This is a genomic window from Streptomyces sp. NPDC017095, from assembly GCF_044332325.1.
In the GTDB taxonomy this organism is placed as follows: Bacteria; Actinomycetota; Actinomycetes; order Streptomycetales; family Streptomycetaceae; genus Streptomyces.
This window is the reverse complement of the sequence record NZ_JBIROU010000013.1, coordinates 60385-76198: the sequence shown is the minus strand read 5'-3', so window position 1 is coordinate 76198 and position 15814 is coordinate 60385. Positions and strand designations below refer to the sequence as shown.

The 15814-nt window shown below is 73.7% G+C and carries 18 protein-coding genes; 1 reads left to right on the top strand and 17 read right to left on the bottom strand.

What is annotated here, in order from left to right; translation table 11 throughout:
* Positions 1 to 241 precede the first annotated feature (241 nt).
* The 3 genes from ACH4OA_RS24950 to ACH4OA_RS24940 all read right to left on the bottom strand — a co-directional run bounded on the left by ACH4OA_RS24950 (position 242) and on the right by ACH4OA_RS24940 (position 3359).
* Complete coding sequence (locus tag ACH4OA_RS24950; protein WP_365873357.1) at positions 242 to 1015, bottom strand: isoprenyl transferase; 774 nt, start codon at positions 1013 to 1015, stop codon at positions 242 to 244.
* 534 nt (positions 1016 to 1549) lie between these two features.
* On the bottom strand, positions 1550 to 2335 hold the full coding sequence (locus tag ACH4OA_RS24945) for a class I SAM-dependent methyltransferase (RefSeq protein WP_397971000.1): 786 nt from the start codon (positions 2333 to 2335) through the stop codon (positions 1550 to 1552).
* A 151-nt stretch (positions 2336 to 2486) separates the two neighbouring features.
* A complete protein-coding gene (locus ACH4OA_RS24940) occupies positions 2487 to 3359 on the bottom strand; it encodes an LLM class flavin-dependent oxidoreductase (protein WP_365873361.1) in 873 nt (290 codons plus the stop codon).
* Between the two features lie 90 nt (positions 3360 to 3449).
* Between ACH4OA_RS24940 and ACH4OA_RS24935 the strand changes: the two genes are divergently transcribed.
* A complete protein-coding gene (locus ACH4OA_RS24935; RefSeq protein ID WP_397970997.1) occupies positions 3450 to 3836 on the top strand; it encodes a DUF192 domain-containing protein in 387 nt (128 codons plus the stop codon).
* Positions 3837 to 3867: 31 nt separating this feature from the next.
* On the opposite strand, the gene ACH4OA_RS24930 is transcribed toward ACH4OA_RS24935, so the two are convergent.
* The 14 genes from ACH4OA_RS24930 to ACH4OA_RS24865 all read right to left on the bottom strand — a co-directional run bounded on the left by ACH4OA_RS24930 (position 3868) and on the right by ACH4OA_RS24865 (position 15614).
* Positions 3868 to 4488: an OmpA family protein gene (locus ACH4OA_RS24930; protein WP_397970995.1), complete on the bottom strand. Its 621-nt coding sequence runs from the start codon at positions 4486 to 4488 to the stop codon at positions 3868 to 3870.
* A gap of 7 nt (positions 4489 to 4495) precedes the next feature.
* On the bottom strand, positions 4496 to 5074 hold the full coding sequence (locus ACH4OA_RS24925; RefSeq protein WP_365873367.1) for a hypothetical protein: 579 nt from the start codon (positions 5072 to 5074) through the stop codon (positions 4496 to 4498).
* A gap of 16 nt (positions 5075 to 5090) precedes the next feature.
* On the bottom strand, positions 5091 to 5732 hold the full coding sequence (locus tag ACH4OA_RS24920) for a pilus assembly protein TadG-related protein (protein ID WP_397971152.1): 642 nt from the start codon (positions 5730 to 5732) through the stop codon (positions 5091 to 5093).
* Positions 5732 to 5929, bottom strand: a complete 198-nt coding sequence (locus ACH4OA_RS24915; protein ID WP_397941646.1) for a Flp family type IVb pilin — start codon at positions 5927 to 5929, stop codon at positions 5732 to 5734. Before ACH4OA_RS24915 ends, ACH4OA_RS24920 begins: the two co-directional genes overlap by 1 nt.
* Positions 5930 to 6042: 113 nt before the next feature.
* Complete coding sequence (locus ACH4OA_RS24910; protein ID WP_397970992.1) at positions 6043 to 6807, bottom strand: response regulator; 765 nt, start codon at positions 6805 to 6807, stop codon at positions 6043 to 6045.
* A gap of 29 nt (positions 6808 to 6836) precedes the next feature.
* A complete protein-coding gene (locus ACH4OA_RS24905) occupies positions 6837 to 8180 on the bottom strand; it encodes a sensor histidine kinase (protein WP_397970989.1) in 1344 nt (447 codons plus the stop codon).
* A gap of 541 nt (positions 8181 to 8721) precedes the next feature.
* Complete coding sequence (locus tag ACH4OA_RS24900; RefSeq protein ID WP_365873371.1) at positions 8722 to 9609, bottom strand: DUF5936 domain-containing protein; 888 nt, start codon at positions 9607 to 9609, stop codon at positions 8722 to 8724.
* 13 nt (positions 9610 to 9622) lie between these two features.
* Positions 9623 to 10567: a type II secretion system F family protein gene (locus ACH4OA_RS24895; protein ID WP_397970986.1), complete on the bottom strand. Its 945-nt coding sequence runs from the start codon at positions 10565 to 10567 to the stop codon at positions 9623 to 9625.
* Between the two features lie 11 nt (positions 10568 to 10578).
* On the bottom strand, positions 10579 to 11916 hold the full coding sequence (locus tag ACH4OA_RS24890; RefSeq protein WP_397941639.1) for a CpaF family protein: 1338 nt from the start codon (positions 11914 to 11916) through the stop codon (positions 10579 to 10581).
* A gap of 18 nt (positions 11917 to 11934) precedes the next feature.
* Positions 11935 to 12276, bottom strand: coding sequence for a TadE/TadG family type IV pilus assembly protein (locus ACH4OA_RS24885; RefSeq protein ID WP_397941637.1), 342 nt, complete (start codon positions 12274 to 12276; stop codon positions 11935 to 11937).
* 1 nt (position 12277) lies between these two features.
* Positions 12278 to 12658: a pilus assembly protein gene (locus ACH4OA_RS24880; RefSeq protein WP_365873379.1), complete on the bottom strand. Its 381-nt coding sequence runs from the start codon at positions 12656 to 12658 to the stop codon at positions 12278 to 12280.
* A gap of 8 nt (positions 12659 to 12666) precedes the next feature.
* Positions 12667 to 13905, bottom strand: coding sequence for a CpaE family protein (locus ACH4OA_RS24875; RefSeq protein ID WP_397949048.1), 1239 nt, complete (start codon positions 13903 to 13905; stop codon positions 12667 to 12669).
* A gap of 12 nt (positions 13906 to 13917) precedes the next feature.
* Entirely contained in the window at positions 13918 to 14622 is a 705-nt protein-coding gene (gene cpaB, locus ACH4OA_RS24870) for a Flp pilus assembly protein CpaB (protein ID WP_397970984.1), read from the bottom strand.
* A 62-nt stretch (positions 14623 to 14684) separates the two neighbouring features.
* Entirely contained in the window at positions 14685 to 15614 is a 930-nt protein-coding gene (locus tag ACH4OA_RS24865; RefSeq protein ID WP_365873385.1) for a hypothetical protein, read from the bottom strand.
* Between the last annotated feature and the right edge of the window lie 200 nt (positions 15615 to 15814).

Below are 15814 nucleotides of genomic sequence, written 5' to 3'. Positions count from 1 at the left end.
CCGTGCCGTGACCGCATGGTCGGGCTGGTGCAAAGGGCCTCCCGGGCGGACGGCCCCGAGCCGCCCGCTGAGAACCGACGCCCGTGGTTCGGGTGTCGACCTGTTGGGGTTATGCCCTCGAACACGCGCGGCCATGCGAATGCGGCCATCGGCGCGCCGGTGAACTCCTCGTGACATCCCCGCCGGCCGGGCGGCACGACGACGCCCCGTCACCGGGCGGTGACGGGGCGGGGACGGGCGGTCAGCCGCCGAAGCGGCGGTGACGTGCGGCGTAGTCGCGCAGGGCGCGCAGGAAGTCGACCTTGCGGAAGGCCGGCCAGAAGACGTCGCAGAAGTGGTACTCGGAGTGAGCGGTCTGCCAGAGCATGAATCCGGACAGCCGCTGTTCCCCGCTGGTGCGGATCACCAGGTCCGGGTCGGGCTGGTCGCCGGTGTAGAGGTGACGGCCGATCATGTCGATGTCGACGGACTCGGCGAGGTCCTCCAGCGACACGCCCTTGCCGTGCGCGTCGTGCAGCATGGAGCGCACGGCGTCGGCGATCTCCTGCCGGCCGCCGTAGCCGATGGCCACGTTGACCACTATGCCGTCGACGTGGGCGGTGGCCTCCTCGGCCTCCTTCAGCGTGTGCTGCATACCGGTGGGCAGCAGGTCCATCGTGCCGACGTGGTGCACTCGCCAGCGGCCGTCGGCGGCGAGGGTGCGCACGACGCCCTCGATGATGCCGAGCAGCGGGACGAGTTCCTCCTGCGGCCGGTCGAAGTTGTCGGTGGACAGCAGCCACAGCGTGACGACCTCGACATCGGTCTCGGTGCACCAGCCGAGGAACTCCTCGATCTTGTCGGCACCGGCCCGGTGCCCGTGGACGGCGCTGGAGCCGGACGCCTTCGCCCAGCGGCGGTTGCCGTCCATGATGACGCCGATGTGCTTGGGCACCTGAGCGTGGTCCAGGTGGCCTTCCACCCGGCGTGCGTAGAGCCTGACGAGCAGACCGCGCAGCTTGTCGCGCAGGTTCACGTGACCCTCCGGGGGTTGGGCGCGGGGTACGGGATGCCGGAGCCGTTGAGCCTACCGCTGTTCGGGCCTGGTCCCGGCCGGGGGCTTGCCCGGGGCCGGGGCGCTCCGGGCGCTGCCGGCGGGGCGGCCCGGCGCCCGGACAGAAAACGGGCCGGTCCGTGGGGGGGAGACGGACCGGCCCGAGGGGGGGTTTCCACCATAACCCTTCGTAAGGGATGGTGGGTGCATCGGCGTGCCACAACTACTCTCCGGAATCGTCCGGCGACGCCTCGCTGGCCGGAGCGGGCAGGATTCCATGACCTCTCCCACCGGATTCACCGTGGAATCACAGGAGATTCCCGGCGAGTGGGCAGGGAATCACAAGGATTAGGCCGTCTTGCGTCACTTCGGCGAGTCGTCCCCGGGTCCCCCCGACGGGCTACGCCACCGGTGTACGGCGGACTTGACCCCTCCGCTACGGCGCGGGGAGCACCGGCTTGCTCCGCACGGCCGACGCCCCGGGGGAAAGAGCGCGGGGCTCCCGGCTCATTTCCGTCACCTGGCCGGTTTGCGCACGTCGAACAGGTGCCGCGCGCTGTGCGCGACGAACGGTCCCTCCCGCTCGATCCGCTCGTGCAGCGCGCGCAGTCGCCCCTCGTACGCCTCCACCGTGAACCCCGGGACCATCCAGACGACCTTGCGCAGGAAGTGCACGACGGCGGCGATGTCGTGGAACTCCATCCGCAGCCGTTCCGCCCGCAGCCCGGCCACCTCCAAGCCCGCCGCCTCGGCCTCGGCCCGCTCCCGCCGCGGGTCACGGGCCCGGCGCACCTGCGGCGGCTGCGGTCCGAGGAAGTACTCGACCAGCTCGAAGACGCTGGCGGGCCCCACGTGCTGGGCGAAGTAGGTGCCGCCGGGCCGCAGCACCCGGGCGATCTCGGTCCAGTGCGGGCGCACCGGGTGCCGGCTGAGCACGAGGTCGAACGCCTCGTCCGCGAACGGCAGCGGCGCGTCGTCCGGTGCGGCGACCACGACGGCGCCGCGGGGCCGCAGCAGGGCGGTGGCCTTCGCCACGTTCGGCGGCCAGCCCTCGGTCGCCGCCACCAGCAGCGGCCGGGCCGGCTCCGCCCGCCGCAGCACGAAGTCCAGCACCTCCCCGCCGCCGGTCTGGATGTCGAGCGCGGCCCCGGCCCCGGCCAGCCGCTCCCCCGCCGACCGGGCGTACCCCCACGAGGGCCGCGCCTCACTGGCCCGGCCCTCGAACCACGAGAAGTCCCAGCCCTCGGTGGGCACGGCGGCGCCCTCGGCCACGAGGTCCTCGAAGGAACGGTGCGTCGTCATCTGTCCATGCTCCCAGGCGGGCGGGGACCGGCCCCCGCGGGCTGCGGTGCGGCCGCCCGGTACGGCAGTCCGGTCCGGCCACCGGTACGGCAGCCGGTGGCGGGCCGGCCGTGTCTCCGTCCCGGGCGGGCGGGCGGCGCCGCTGTCGGTCTCACGGGACCAAGGGGCGGACCTCCTGTGCGGCGAAGCGTACGAAGCCCTCCGGGTCGGGTTCGTCCGCGGTCGGCTGGAGGACGACGGTGTCCGCGCCGGCCTCGGCCAGCCGCCGTACCGCCGCCGCCACCGCGCCCGCGTCCCCGGCGACCCCCACGCCCGGCACCGACTCCAGTTTCTCCGCGGCGAGCTCGGCGCGCAGCCGGGCCCCGGCGCCGGGGCCCGTGGCGGTCAGGAGGTAGACGACGATCCGGTGCGGGCCGCCGCGTCCGGCCGCCCGCCGCCCCTCCTCGGCGAGCTGCCGGGCCCGCCGTACGCCGTCCGCCGGTGTGGCGCAGGTCAGGAGCGTGCCGTCGGCCTTCTCGCCGGCGAGGCGGAGCGTCCGGGGTCCGGTGGCGCCCGCGAGGACCTCGACCGGGCGCTGCGGCGGCCAGTCCAGGGCGACGTCGTCCAGCCGGACGTACCGCCCCTGCACGCTGAGCCGTTCCCCGCGCAGCAGGGCGCGCAGGGCGTCGAGGTGCTCGCCGAGCAGACCGAGCGGCGAGGCGGCGCGGGCGCCGACCTGGCCCATCCAGTCCTGCACGCCGTGGCCCACGGTCAGGATGGCCCGGCCGGGGAACATGCGGTCCAGCGAGGCGGCCTCCATCGCGGTGACGGCGACGTTCCGGAGCGGCACGGGCAGCAGCCCGATGCCGACCCGTACCCGCTCGGTCCAGGCGAGCGCGGCGGCGGCCGTGGAGATCCCGCCTTCCAGGAAGCAGTCCTCCCACAGCCACAGTTCGTCCAGGCCGGTGTCGTCCGCGAGGCGGGCGACGGACCGGAGCCGTTCGGGCGGGAGCTGGGGGCGGAATACGGCGCCGAGTTGGGTCATAGCGCTCCTTCCTAGTGGGGAGAACGGGAAAGGACAACGCATTTACGGGCGCGGCGGGCGGGGTGCCGGCCGTGGAAGGGGAGGGCGGGCATGGGGCGCTGGCGGGACGGACGCGGGCGGCTGACGGTGCGGACGGCCACCGGGGAGGCGCTCACCGCGCCGGTCCCGCTGGAGATCGCGGCGTCCTACCGGGCCCGGACCAAGGGGCTGCTGGGCCGGGACTCGGTCGACGGGGCGCTGCTGCTGTCGCCGGCGAGCGGGGTGCACACGTTCGGGATGCGGATGCCGATCGACGTGGCCTACCTGGACCGCCGGCTGCGGGTCGTCGCCGTCCGCACGATGCCGCCGGGCCGGCTGGGGCGGCCCCGCCTGCGGGCACGCCACGTGCTGGAGGCGGCGGCCGGGGCGATGGCGGGGTGGGGGGTGCGGGCGGGAGCGCGGATGGAGGTCTCGGAGACGGCGGAGACGGCGGGTTGACTCCCGGTGGGCGGCCCGGTCGCCCGCGGGGTCAGGGCCGGGTGCGCGGGAAGGAGACCTCCACCCGGCGGTTCTTGCGCCGGCCCTCCTCGGTGGCGTTGTCGGCGATCGGGTACTGCTCGCCGTAGCCGCGGACGTCGAAGGTGACGGACGGGCTGTTCAGGTCCTGGTCCAGGACTGCCTGTACGGCGTTGGCGCGCTGCCTGGAGAGGGTGTCGCCGTGGGCGGAGGAGCCGAGGTCGTCGGTGAAGCCGAAGACGCGGACGCGGGTCGCCTGCTGCTTCGCGATCTCCTCGGCGATGGTCGCGATACGGGTCTTCGCGTCGGCGCCGATGCGGGCGCTGTCCTTGCCGAACAGCACCTCGGCCTGGAGGGCGAAGGTCACATCGGCGTTCGTGTCCTCGCGCCGCTCGTCCCCGCTCTGGTCCTCCACGACCGACTTGATGTCCAGCACCTTGGCCTGGGCGAGCGTGGCGCCTTCCGGCAGCTTGAGGTCGGGGTCGGCGGGGTCGACCGCCACGGGCGCGGTGGCGGAGGGCTCGGTGCCGGGCGGTTCGCTGGGCCCGGCGCCGCCGGCGACGGCGGTGGCGGGCAGAGACGTGACGATCAGAAGCACGGCTCCGAAGAGGGCGAGACGGGGCACGGTGGTCACTGGGCGCTCACCCGGAGATCTCGATGCCGGCGGAGGAGAACGTCGGCAGTTGGAAGTCCACCTCGGTCACGCTCGCCGGAGGTGCCGGGAACTGCATGAAGACGGCCAGGGTGGCGCCGGATCTGAGGGTCGAGAAGCCGGTGGTCGTCAGCGGCCGTCCCTCGGTGTCCCGCAGTACGTAGTACCGCTTCTTGCCCTGTGTGTCGACCAGCGTGGCCCCGCCCAGGGATCTGCCGTTCTTGATGATCTCGGTCTCGTTCCCGCTCAGCGCGGAGGGGATGACGGCGGTCCGTGCCCCGTCGTTCTTCAGGGTGCCGTCGACCGTGACGAAGCCGCCCGTGTCGCGTCGCGCGGAGGTGATCTGGAGCAGCAGGCCGTCCGATCCCCGCAACTCCGCCAGCGGTCGGTCCGACTGCCCTTCCTGCGCGCTGGGGCCGGAGTCGTCCGTCCCGGTGGCGGACGCGGAGGTGTCCGGCTTCCCGTCGTCGCCGCCGCCTCCGCAACCGGCCGCACCGACGGCCAGTCCGGCCGCAACGCCGAAGGCGACCATCCCCCTGCGGGCCTTCGCAGTGAACCGCATGCTCATCGCTCCGCTTCCTTCGTCATCGGTCGTTCGCTGGTGAGTCGGCCAGGTGGACGTCGAAGAGGTCCTCGGGACCCGGCAGCCCGGTGGTGTCGCCCGGCTTCGGATGCCAGACCTTGTCCGCGCAGGTGAGCTGGGGCAGTGTGTCCCCTTCGCCCTTCCCGTCCTTGTCGTCCTTGTCGTCCTTCTCGTCCGCCCGGGTCCGCGCGTCGGACGGCGGGAGGCAGAGGGGTTCGATGACGGCGGTCGCGTGCGCCGTGGCGTGTACGTTCTCCGTGCCCGGCACGACGGAGTCACCCACGGACTTGTTCGTCCGGGCGTCGACCGCGTAGCGCAGCGGCGGCTGGAACGAGCACCGCACCGTCGCGTCGTTCTGGGCGGCGAGCTGGTCGGCACGCCAGCAGAAGTCGTCGGCTCCCGCGCCCTCGAAGATGGCCTGCCACTTGGCCGGGTCGCGTAAGTCCTCCAGCCACAGGGCCGCGAGCTGGTCACGGGTCTGCTGGGCCGCCGCCAGCGCCGCCGCGTCCGCCGCCGTCTGGGCGCCGCTCCGGTTCACCGCCGCCTGGCCCACGGCCAGGTAGGCCAATGCGAGAAAGAGCAGGCCCGCCACCACCGTGAGGTAGATGGGGAAGGCCTGCCCTGTGTCTCGGTGGGGAGGAATCAGCCGCCGGTGACCTCGGCGATCTTGTTCGTGATCGCGTCGTAGATCGACTGGCCGATGCTCGTGCCGGTGATCGCCAGGACGATCGCCACGACCACCGCGATGATGCCGAGGTACTCCACCGCGGTCTGCCCCTTGTCGCCGCGAGCGGCACGGGATCGCAGGTACGCGACGGTGGTGTTGAACCATTTGCTCACGGTCTTCCCCTCCAGCTTCGCCTCCGGTCCGGGCACCGTACGGCCCGACCCTCCCGCCCCCTGAGGGCCCCAGGGCCCAACCCCGGGCCCATTCGGTGTTCCGGGACGGCATGTCAGGCCACCCCCAGCCACTTCGCCGTCGCCTGGGACCGGGTGGTGGTGTGCAGCTTGGCGAAGATGCGGTTGATGTGGTTCTTGACCGTCTTCTCGCTGATGAAGCAGGCGGCGGCGATCTGCTGGTTGGTCATGCCGGACGCGATGAGGTCCATGATCTCCGCCTCCCTGGTACTCAGCCGGAACCGCGACCGGAACGACTGTCCCATAGGAGATTGCAACTGCGAAAGAGGTGAGGGGGTTGAATTTCCCGCCGAGTCGAGGGTGTTCGGGGTTTCGTGTGCAGGTGCATCGGACCGTAACGTGGTCAGCAACGCCTTCGCCGCGCCCGGTGTGACATGCGGCCGGCCCTCCCGCACGTCCCGTACCGCCCGCACCAGCTGCTCCGTCGTGAACTCGCCGTGCACCAGATATCCCCCCGCCCCCAGTCGCAGCGCCTCCCGCACGGTCTCCGTCTCGTGGCTGTAGGTGAGCATCATGACGGGAGCCAGCCGCACCAGGTGCGGCAACGCCGAGATTCCGTCGACTCCCGGCATGCGGACGTCGAGCAGGATCACGTCCGGCCGGTGCCGCAGCGCCGCCTCGTACGCCTCGCGGCCGTCCCCGGCCTCCGCCACCACCGTGGTGCCGGGACAGGCCGTGAGCAGCGCCGTCAGACCGGCGCGGACCACGGGGTTGTCGTCGGCGACCAGCAGCCGCAGCGGCGGGTCCGCCGGGGCCGGCGGCGGGAAGTCCGGCCGGGAAGAGCCGGGTGAGGGCCGCATGGTGCCTCCTGTCGTGAGTGGGTCGGACGTCAGGGCCGGGGAGCGGGGCGGGGCAGCGGGAGGTCCAGGCGCACTTCCGTGCCCCGCTCCCGCGTCCCCTTGCCGACGCGTATCCGGGCGCCCGCCTGCGCGGCCCGCTCCACCATGCCGAGCAGGCCGAAGTGGCCCGAGTCGCGCAGGTTCTCCAGGGTGGTACCGGGCGGCAGGCCGGTGCCGTCGTCGCGGATCGTGAGGCGCAGCAGCCGGCCGTCGACCGCCGCCCGTACGTCGACGCGGGTCGCACAGGCGTGCCGGTGGGCGTTCTCCAGCGCCTCCGTGGCGATGGCGAGCACATGCCGGGCGACGGGTGCCGGCAGGGCCGGGAGCACGGCGGGATCGTCCGCCGGCCAGTGGCAGGTGACCGGCAGGCCCGTGCGGCGGGTGAAGTCCCGGGTCTGTTCGGCGAGTTCCTGCCAGAGCGGCGGCCGCTGCGGCTCCTCCGGGCGGTCCCGGCGCAGGTCCGTCAGCAGTTCCCGGGACTCCGCCGCCGCGGTGCGCGCCGAGCGGGACACCAGTTCCGCCTGCTGCCGGATCCGGGCGGGATCCGGGGCGTCGGCCGAGGCGGTCAGCGCCAGGCCGTCCGCCGCCAGGGCCACGCCGTACAGGGTCTTGGCCAGCGAGTCGTGCATCTCCCGGGCCAGCCGGGCGCGTTCCGCGCTCACCGCCTCCGCCGCCGCGAGGCGTGCCTCGGTCGCCGTCAGCGCCTGGGTCGCGGCGCCGAAGCGGAGCATCAGGTTGCGCAGGGTGGAGCCCAGGGCGCCGGCGACGACGCACAGGCCGGGCAGGAGCAGGGCCTCGGCGACGGACGCCTGCCGGCCGGCCTTCAGGGTGGTATGCACCAGGAGCAGGATCAGGGCCTGGAGGGAGGCGAAGCAGGCCGCGCCGCGCCAGCTGTAGACCAGGCCGGCCAGGAGCGGGGTGCAGACGCTGACGTAGGCGAGGGTGGTGTCGGGGCCGGCCGAGACGAGGAGGAACGAGCCGAAGAGGGTGTCGGCGGCCAGCAGGCTGGGATGGCGCAGGAGGAGGGGGCCGAAGCGTTCCCAGTCGCGGAAGAGGACGTAGGACACCATGACGGTGACGACCACGGCCGCGCCGACCAGGCGGACGCCCAGACCGGGAGCCGCGTTGAGGAGGGCGGCGGGGGCCGAGACCACGATCATCGCCAGCCGGAAGCCGAGGACCTGGCGGCACATCGCCTGCAAGGCGCGGACCTGGAGCTTCTCGGAAGGCCCGGCCGGCAGGACGACCCGTCCCACCGCCCGCACCACGGCCGACGGCCGCAGCGCGGCCAGGCGCACGGCCCCCCGGAGCGCGCCCACCAGCCGAACGGCCACCCGACGCACGGCCGACGGACCAACGGCCTGCCCGGGCGCGGCCACCAGCCGACGTGCGGCCGGCAGACTCGCGCTCCGCCGGAGCCAGGCCGGCAGACGCGCGGCCGGCAGACGCGCCGCCCACCTGAGCGCGCCCACCAGCCGAACGGCCACCCGACGCACGGCCGACAGGCGCACGGCCGACAGGCGCACGGTCGGCCGGAACCAGGCCGGCGAACGCGCCGCCCACCGGTGCGCCGCCACCAGCCGAACGGCCGCTCGGCGCACAGCCGACAGGTGCCAGGCCGGCAGACGCGCCGCCCACCGGTGCCCGCCCACCAGCCGTACCACCGCCCCGCACACCGCCGTCAGCCGTAAGGCGACCCGGCGTGCAACCGCCCGTCCCGTCGCCGCGAGGCCACTGGCGGCCGCGGGGCCCGTGGTCGGCCGGCCGGGCGTTTCGCGGAGCCGCTGTGCCGGGTGGCCGCTCGGTGTCGGGCGGCGTCTCCGGCGAGCTTTTCCCTCCCCTCGGCCCGTCAGCCCCGTCGTCGTCACCTCGTCCTCACTTCCCCGTCAGGGAGCCGAAGTCCACGCCCGAGCCGAGGAGCAGGCCCGCGCCCAGCAGGAGCATCGTCGCCGGGACCATGAACGTGGTGATCATCAGCGTGGCCTTGGGCACCGCCCGCGCGGCCTTGCGGCGGGCGTTCTGGGCGTCGGTGCGGCGCATGTCCTTGGCCAGGGAGACCAGCGTGTCCACGATGGGCGCGCCCAGTTCCTCGCCCTGCTGCAAGGCCGTCACGAACATGGCGACCTGCTCGGAGTCGTTGCGCCGGCGCAGTTCGGCGAAGGCCTGGCGGCGGCTCATGCCGAGGTCCATCTGGCGCAGGGTGATGCGCAGTTCGTCGGCCCACGGGCCCTCGTAGCGGGACGCGACGCGGTCCAGGGCCTGCCGGAAGCCGAGGCCCGCGCTGACCACCACGGCCAGCACGTCCAGGAAGTCGGGCAGGGTGCGCTCGATGACGTCCTTGCGGACCCGGATCGCCGACCAGAGGCCGACCTCCGTCCAGAACGCGCCGAACAGGAGCAGGAGCAGGGCGACGAACCACTGGCCGCGCAGCAGGAAGACCAGGAAGCCGACGCCGCCGAGGGCGCCGTAGACGGCGCGGCGGGCCGCGTAGCGGTCGAGGGTCAGGCCGCCGGGGTTGCCGGCGAGGTCGATCCGGCGGCGGCAGCGGGCCACGAGCCGGGGGCCCATCAGGCGCAGGACCAGCGGCGCGTAGCGCATGCCCAGGCGGTCCACGACCGAGCCGACCGCGCCGGTGCGGGTGGCGCCGACCTCCAGGGCGACGGCGAGGTCGCCGGGGAGTTTCGCGTCCGCGCGGTACAGGCGGAGGCCGGCGAAGACGCCCCAGACGCCGGCGCCCGTCAGCAGGGCGAGCAGGAATGCCACCGGGTCACCTCCCTCAGACGTCGATCCGGCTGAGCCGGCGGATGAGGACGAACCCGACGGCGTACAGGGCGAACGCGACGACCACGCTGGCCTGGCCGGCCGGTGAACCGGTCATACGGTCGAGCGCGCCGTCCTTCACCCCGTTCATCAGGAACAACGCGCCGACCCCGAGAACGGGCACGGCGTACGAGGTCATGGTCACCTGGGAGAGCTGGGTGCGGATCTCGCGCCGGGTCTCCTTGCGTTCCTCCAGCGTCTCGGTGAGGTTGCGCAGCGCGGAGACCACCTGGCCGCCCGCCCGGTTGGACAAGACCAGGGTGGTGACCAGGACGACGAGTTCGCGGGAGGGCAGGCGGTCGGCCAGCTCGCCGAGCGCGTCGTCCAGGGAGTGGCCGACGGCCAGCTGGTCGGCGACCTTGGACAGTTCCTCGCCGGCCGGGGCCTCCAGCTCCTCCGCCGCCATGCCGATCGCGGTGCGCAGGGCGAGGCCGGCCTGGGTGGCGTTGGCCAGGATGCGGGCGAGTTCGGGGAGCTGGCCGATGAAGCGCTCGATGCGTTTGTGCCGCTGCCAGTTGAGGAACTGCACCGCCGCCCAGACGCCGAGGAGTCCGGCGAGCGGGCCGAAGAACGGGGCCAGGGTGGCCTGGCCGATCAGCCAGAGCGCGGCGACCGTGGCGAGCAGGGCGGCGAAGAACTCGCCCGGTGTGACGTCCAGGCCGGTCGCCGCGAGGCGCAGCTCCAGCCGGCGGCCGAGGCGGGTGCGGCGCAGCCGCCGGTCCAGGCCGGGGAAGCGGCGTCTGCGGCCGGCGGCCGGCGGCGGTCCGGCGAGCGCGAGCCGGTCCACGAGGGCGGCGCGCCGGGCCCGGCCCGAGGCGTAGGCGTGCACGCCGGCCACCGCCAGGACGCAGGCCAGCAGGGTGGCGCCGGTGGTGAGCTGGACGAGGGTGCGGAGTTCCATGGGCCTGGGTCCTACCTGGCTTCTCGGGTGGCGAGCTGGTCGGCGGTGCGGGCGACGCCGAACGCCTGTGGGACGGGCTGGCTCGCCATGTAGAGGCGGTCGGCACTGCGGCGGGGCAGCGGGAAGTAGCGGAAGGCGCCGTGGACGCGGCCGTCCGGGGTCATCGGCCGGGCCTCGAAGCGGGCGGCGGTGGCCAGCCGGTAGGGCTCGCCGCCGTGGCTGTCGAGCAGGGCGATCTCGGTGATGCGGCGGGCGCCGTCGGCGAACCGGGTGAGCTGGACGAGGACGTCGACGGCGCTGTTGATCTGGTCGTGCAGGGCGACGAAGGGCACCTCGACGTCGGACATCGAGGCGAGGGTCTGGAGCCGGGTGAGGGCGTCCTCGGCGCTGTTGGCGTGCACGGTGGCGAGGGAGCCGTCGTGGCCGGTGGACATCGCCTGGAGCATGTCCAGGGACTCGCCGCCGCGCACCTCGCCGACGACGATCCGGTCGGGGCGCATGCGCAGCGAGTTGCGGACCAGGTCGCGGATGGTGACCTGGCCCTTGCCCTCCACGTTCGGCGGGCGGGACTCCAGGCGGACCACATGGGTCTGCTGGAGCTGGAGTTCGGCGGAGTCCTCGATGGTGATGATGCGCTCGTGCGGCGGGATGAGCCCGGACAGGGCGTTCAGCAGGGTCGTCTTGCCGGTGCCGGTGGCGCCCGAGACGATGATGTTGAACTTGGCCTGCACCAGGCCGGCCAGCAGGTACACCATGTGCTCGTCCAGCGAGCCGAAGCCGACCAGCTCCTGGAGGGTGAAGGAGCGCGGGAAGCGGCGGATGGTGAGGACCGGGCCGGTCAGGGACAGCGGCGGGATGATGACGTTGACCCGCTCGCCGGAGGGCAGGCGGGCGTCCACCATCGGGTTGGACTCGTCCACGCGGCGGTTGACCGTCGACACGATCCGTTCGATGGTCTGCATGAGCTGGTCCGCGGAGACGAACCGCAGGGGGAGCTGTTCGACCCGGCCGCCGCGTTCCACGAAGATCGCGTCGGGGCCGTTGACCATGATCTCGGTGATGGAGGCGTCCTCCAGCAGCGGTTCCAGGATGCCGAGACCGAGGGCCTCGTCCACCACGCGGCGGATCAGCCGGGAGCGCTCGGCGGTGGACAGCACCGGGCCCTCGCGGCTGATGATGTGCCCGAGAACCCGCTCCAGGCGTGCCCGGCGCTCGGCGGCGGCCAGCGCGCTCATCTCCGCGAGGTCGATCTCCTGGAGCAGCTTGGCCCGGTAGGAGGCGACCAGGTGCCCCTCCTCGCCCCGGGCGCCGTTCTCCTCCGGAGTGCTGATGCGTGCCCGCAGGCTCATGGGTTCGCTTCTCCTCGGTCAGTGGTCGAGGGGCATGGTGGCGGACTTGGTGGCGTCGCCGAGGTCCCAGACGATGGCGGGGATGGGGACGGTGGCGGTGACGGTCACCGAGTCGCCGTTCTCCGCGGACGCGCAGGTCACGGTGAGTCCGCCGCCGACGGCGCCGGCGCAGGCCTGGGCGGGGGACTGCCGCAGGGACGCCGCCCGCGCCCCGGCCCGGGCCGCCGTGCCGGCCTGCTCGGCGGCGTAGGCGACGGCCCCGAGCTGGATGCCGGCCAGGCCGACGATCAGCAGCACGGGGACGAAGCCCAGGTATTCGATGGCGACCTGGCCGCGGTCGCGGGTCCGGCGGTACGGCATCTCAGCGTTTCGCCTCCTCGACGGCGCCGGCGTGGCCGGGCACGGTGACCGGGAAATCGACGAAGCCGGGGAAGAGGACGGGGACCCGCAGCCGGACGTCCGCCGTCACATAGCCGGATCCGCCGCACGGCGGCACCTCGGCGCCGGACCGCCAGGCGTCCGGCAGGTGCGCCAGCGCGGCCTCCCGGCAGGCCGCGGCCCGCTGTCCCGGCCGGGCCGCCGTGCCGGCCCGCACCGCCTCGTCGGCGGCGTTCCCGGCGAGCGTGAAGGTGTATCCGACGAGCACGGCCTGCCACATCAGCACCAGCGTCAGGACGATCAGCGGTGTCATGCCGAGCAGTTCGACGCTGACCTGGCCCCGGTCCCCGTCCGGTCCGCTCATCGCGGCGCTCACTCCTTCCGCCGCCGGAAGCCGGCCGGGCCGCGCCCGGCGCCCCGGTGGGAGGCGCCCTCGTCCGCCGGTTTCGCCAGGCCCAGTTCGGCCGCGAGGGCCCACAGCGCCTGGCGGACCGTGCTCCTGGCGTCGAGTTCGTGGACCCGTCCGGCGTCGACGACGGCGTGCAGTTCCCTGAAGTTGGCGGGTACGGCGGTCCGGGCGAGCGCCGTGCCGGTGATGCGTCCCACCAGCGCGGGCTGGATCTCGGCGGTGCGGGTGTGCCGGTTGACGACCACCGTCGTCTCCTCGGCCTTGCGGATCTGGAGCCGGTCCCACATCCGTACGGTCCGTTTGGCGGCGCGTACGGCGATCACGTCCGGGGTGGTGACGAGCAGGGCCGTGTCGGCCATCTCCACGGCGGCGGCGCCCGCGCCGCTCAGCTGGGCGCCGCAGTCGACGACGACGGTCTCGTACCGGGTGCGCAGGGCGCTGACGAGCTGGCGGGCGGCCCGGTCGGTGACCTCCTCGCCGCGTTCCCCCTCGGCGGGCGCGAGGAGCAGGGCGAGGCCGGTGTCGTGGCGGAAGACGGCGTCGGCGAGGACCCGGGGCGAGATGTCGGTGATGGCGGCGAGGTCGGCGACGGACCGGCGGAACTGGACGTCCAGGTAGGAGGCGATGTCGCCGGTCTGGAGGTCGAGGTCGACCAGGGCGGTGGCGCGTCCGGAGGCCTGGGCGGCCAGGGCGAGCTGGACGGCGGTCAGGGTGGCGCCCACGCCTCCCTTGGCACCGCTGACCGTGACGACGGTGCCGCCGGCCCCGGCGGGCGCCTCCGCGCCGTGCCCGAGGTGCCGTCGTACGCCCGTGGACCACTGGGCGACGGCCTGGACGCGGCCGGCGAGTTCCTCGTACGACAGCGGGAGCCCGACCAGACCCCGCGCCCCGGAGTCCATGGCGGCGGCGAACAGGCCGGGGCTCGCGTCGGTGGTGACGAGGACGACGCCGACGGCCGGGAAGCGCAGGGCGACCTCGCGGATCAGCTCCAGGGCCGGGACGGGGCCGATGCGTTCGTGGACGACGACCACCTCCGGGAGTTCGTCGACCGATTCGGCGGCGAGCCGGGCGAGGGTGTCGACCAGCTGGGTGGAGTCGGTGACCGGGGGCTGCGGCTCGGCGTCGGGGAGCTGGCTGAGCAGGGTGGTGAGGGAGCGGACGGCGTCCGGGTCCGTGCCGGCCGGGAGGATCCTGGTGGGCATGCGGGCCGCCTCTCACTTGTCCGTCGCGAGTTCGTAGGTGCGGTCCTCGTCGGGGACGCCGGTGGCGCTGCCGGGGGCCACGAGCGCGAGCCGGACGCGCTGGGCGAAGGACTCGGCGTAGGTGACGCGCTGGGCGTCGAGCGTGGACAGCGCGAAGGTGATGGGGACGGCTTCGGCGGGCTGTCGGCGGCTGTCGTCGTCGGGTTCGAGGGCGGTGATCCGGCCGACGTCGAGGACCCGGGCGTTGGTCACGATGATCTTCGACTGGTCGGGGTCGCCCTCCTTGCGGCCCTCGAAGGTGGCGTAGACGTTGACGCGCGAGCCGGGCGTGATCTTGCCGGCGACGCCGGTGGCCGCGTCGATCATGATGGCGACCTCCTGCTCGCCGGGCCGGAGGGCGGGCCGGTCGACGATCATGTCGGTCTGGAGCAGGGAGCCCGCGCGCAGGGTGGTCACGGCGATCTTGCCGCGGATCTGCCGCAGATCGGTGACCGCGTTGCCGGACAGCCACCGCTCGGGCATCTCTATCTTCTCGAACTGGTCCGCGCCGAGCGTCGTGTACGGCTTCACCTCGGACCTGACCCGGTAGGCGGTGACCTCGGGCCCGACCTTGGAGTTCGCGTCGTGGACGACGGAGAGCACGCCGGCGAACGCGCCCAGGGCGCACAGGGCCGACAGGATCAGGAGCAGCACGCCGCGGCGCTGACGGGAGTTCATGGACCGTGCTACCTCGTGGGGATCGGGCGGGCGGGCTTCGGGGCCGGGTCCGTGCGGGCCGGTCAGGCGGGTGCGCGCTGCTCCGGCGCGTGCGGCGCGGGCGGTTCGGGGGCGGGCGGGGCGGCCGAGCAGAAGACGCAGCGGTCGCCGATGACGTCGATGCCGCACCAGTGGCAGGTGGTCTGCCGTACGGAGGTGACCAGTTGGTAGAGGACCGAGAGGTCGGCGAGGTAGCCGCAGAACTCGACCAGGCGGTGGGTGCCCCACCACACCGGGGACTCGGCGGGCAGCGGGACCTCGCGCAGCCCGTGCACGCCCCACCGGGTGCCGAGCCCGGTGACCCACTCGCCCGGCGTCTGCCCCTTGGCGACCAGCATCCAGGTGCTGAACTCGGGGCCCTTGAGCGTGGTGTCGGGCGCGACCCTGACGAGCTGGGGTTCGGGGTGGGCGAGGACCGCGAACTGGCTGCCGGGCACCCAGGACCTGGCGTGCGCCTTCAGTCCGACCGGGACCCGGTCGAGCCGGGCGACGGAGCCGAGGACGGCGCCGGCGTGCAGGTAGTGGGTGAGCAGCCGGCCGGCGCAGGCGAGCACGCCCGGGCCGAGGTCGCAGGAGGCGAGCTGGCGTAACTGCCGGGCGAGGACGGCGACGCCGAGCGGCGGCAGGGCGGGCCGGAACACGGCGACGCGGTCGCTCTCCAGCAGCGCGCGCAGGGTGTACAGCCGCCGGACGACCGGTTCCGGGGTGGCCGGTGAACAGACGACGACGACATGGCCGTACTGCTCGGTGAGGGTGTGGAGCCCGGTGAGCGCCTCGTCGAGGGTCCCGCCGTCGAGGCCGGTCAGCACGACGGCGGGCATGGTCCGTTCGTCCTGCGCCGGCAGCGCCATGTCGGCGCTGGTCACGGCAATGGCAGTTGGCACGCGCAGCTCCCCGCTCCTCACACCCGCCCGGCCCGCCGGTGTCACTCCCGTGCGCCAGGGCGACTTCATTGCGTGACTACCCGAGCACTGTATCCACGGCCGTATGGCCGGAGAACAGCGTTGGTGAAGCCGGTGTGGAACTCTCCCGTGGCAAGTCCCGTCAAACCTGGACAGGTTGAGCGGTCCGTCGGGAACGGCTTTGGTCTGGACCTCTTGACACACCGATTGGTCTGGACCAACTTGGAGGCGAGCGGTGGCCACCGTCCCCA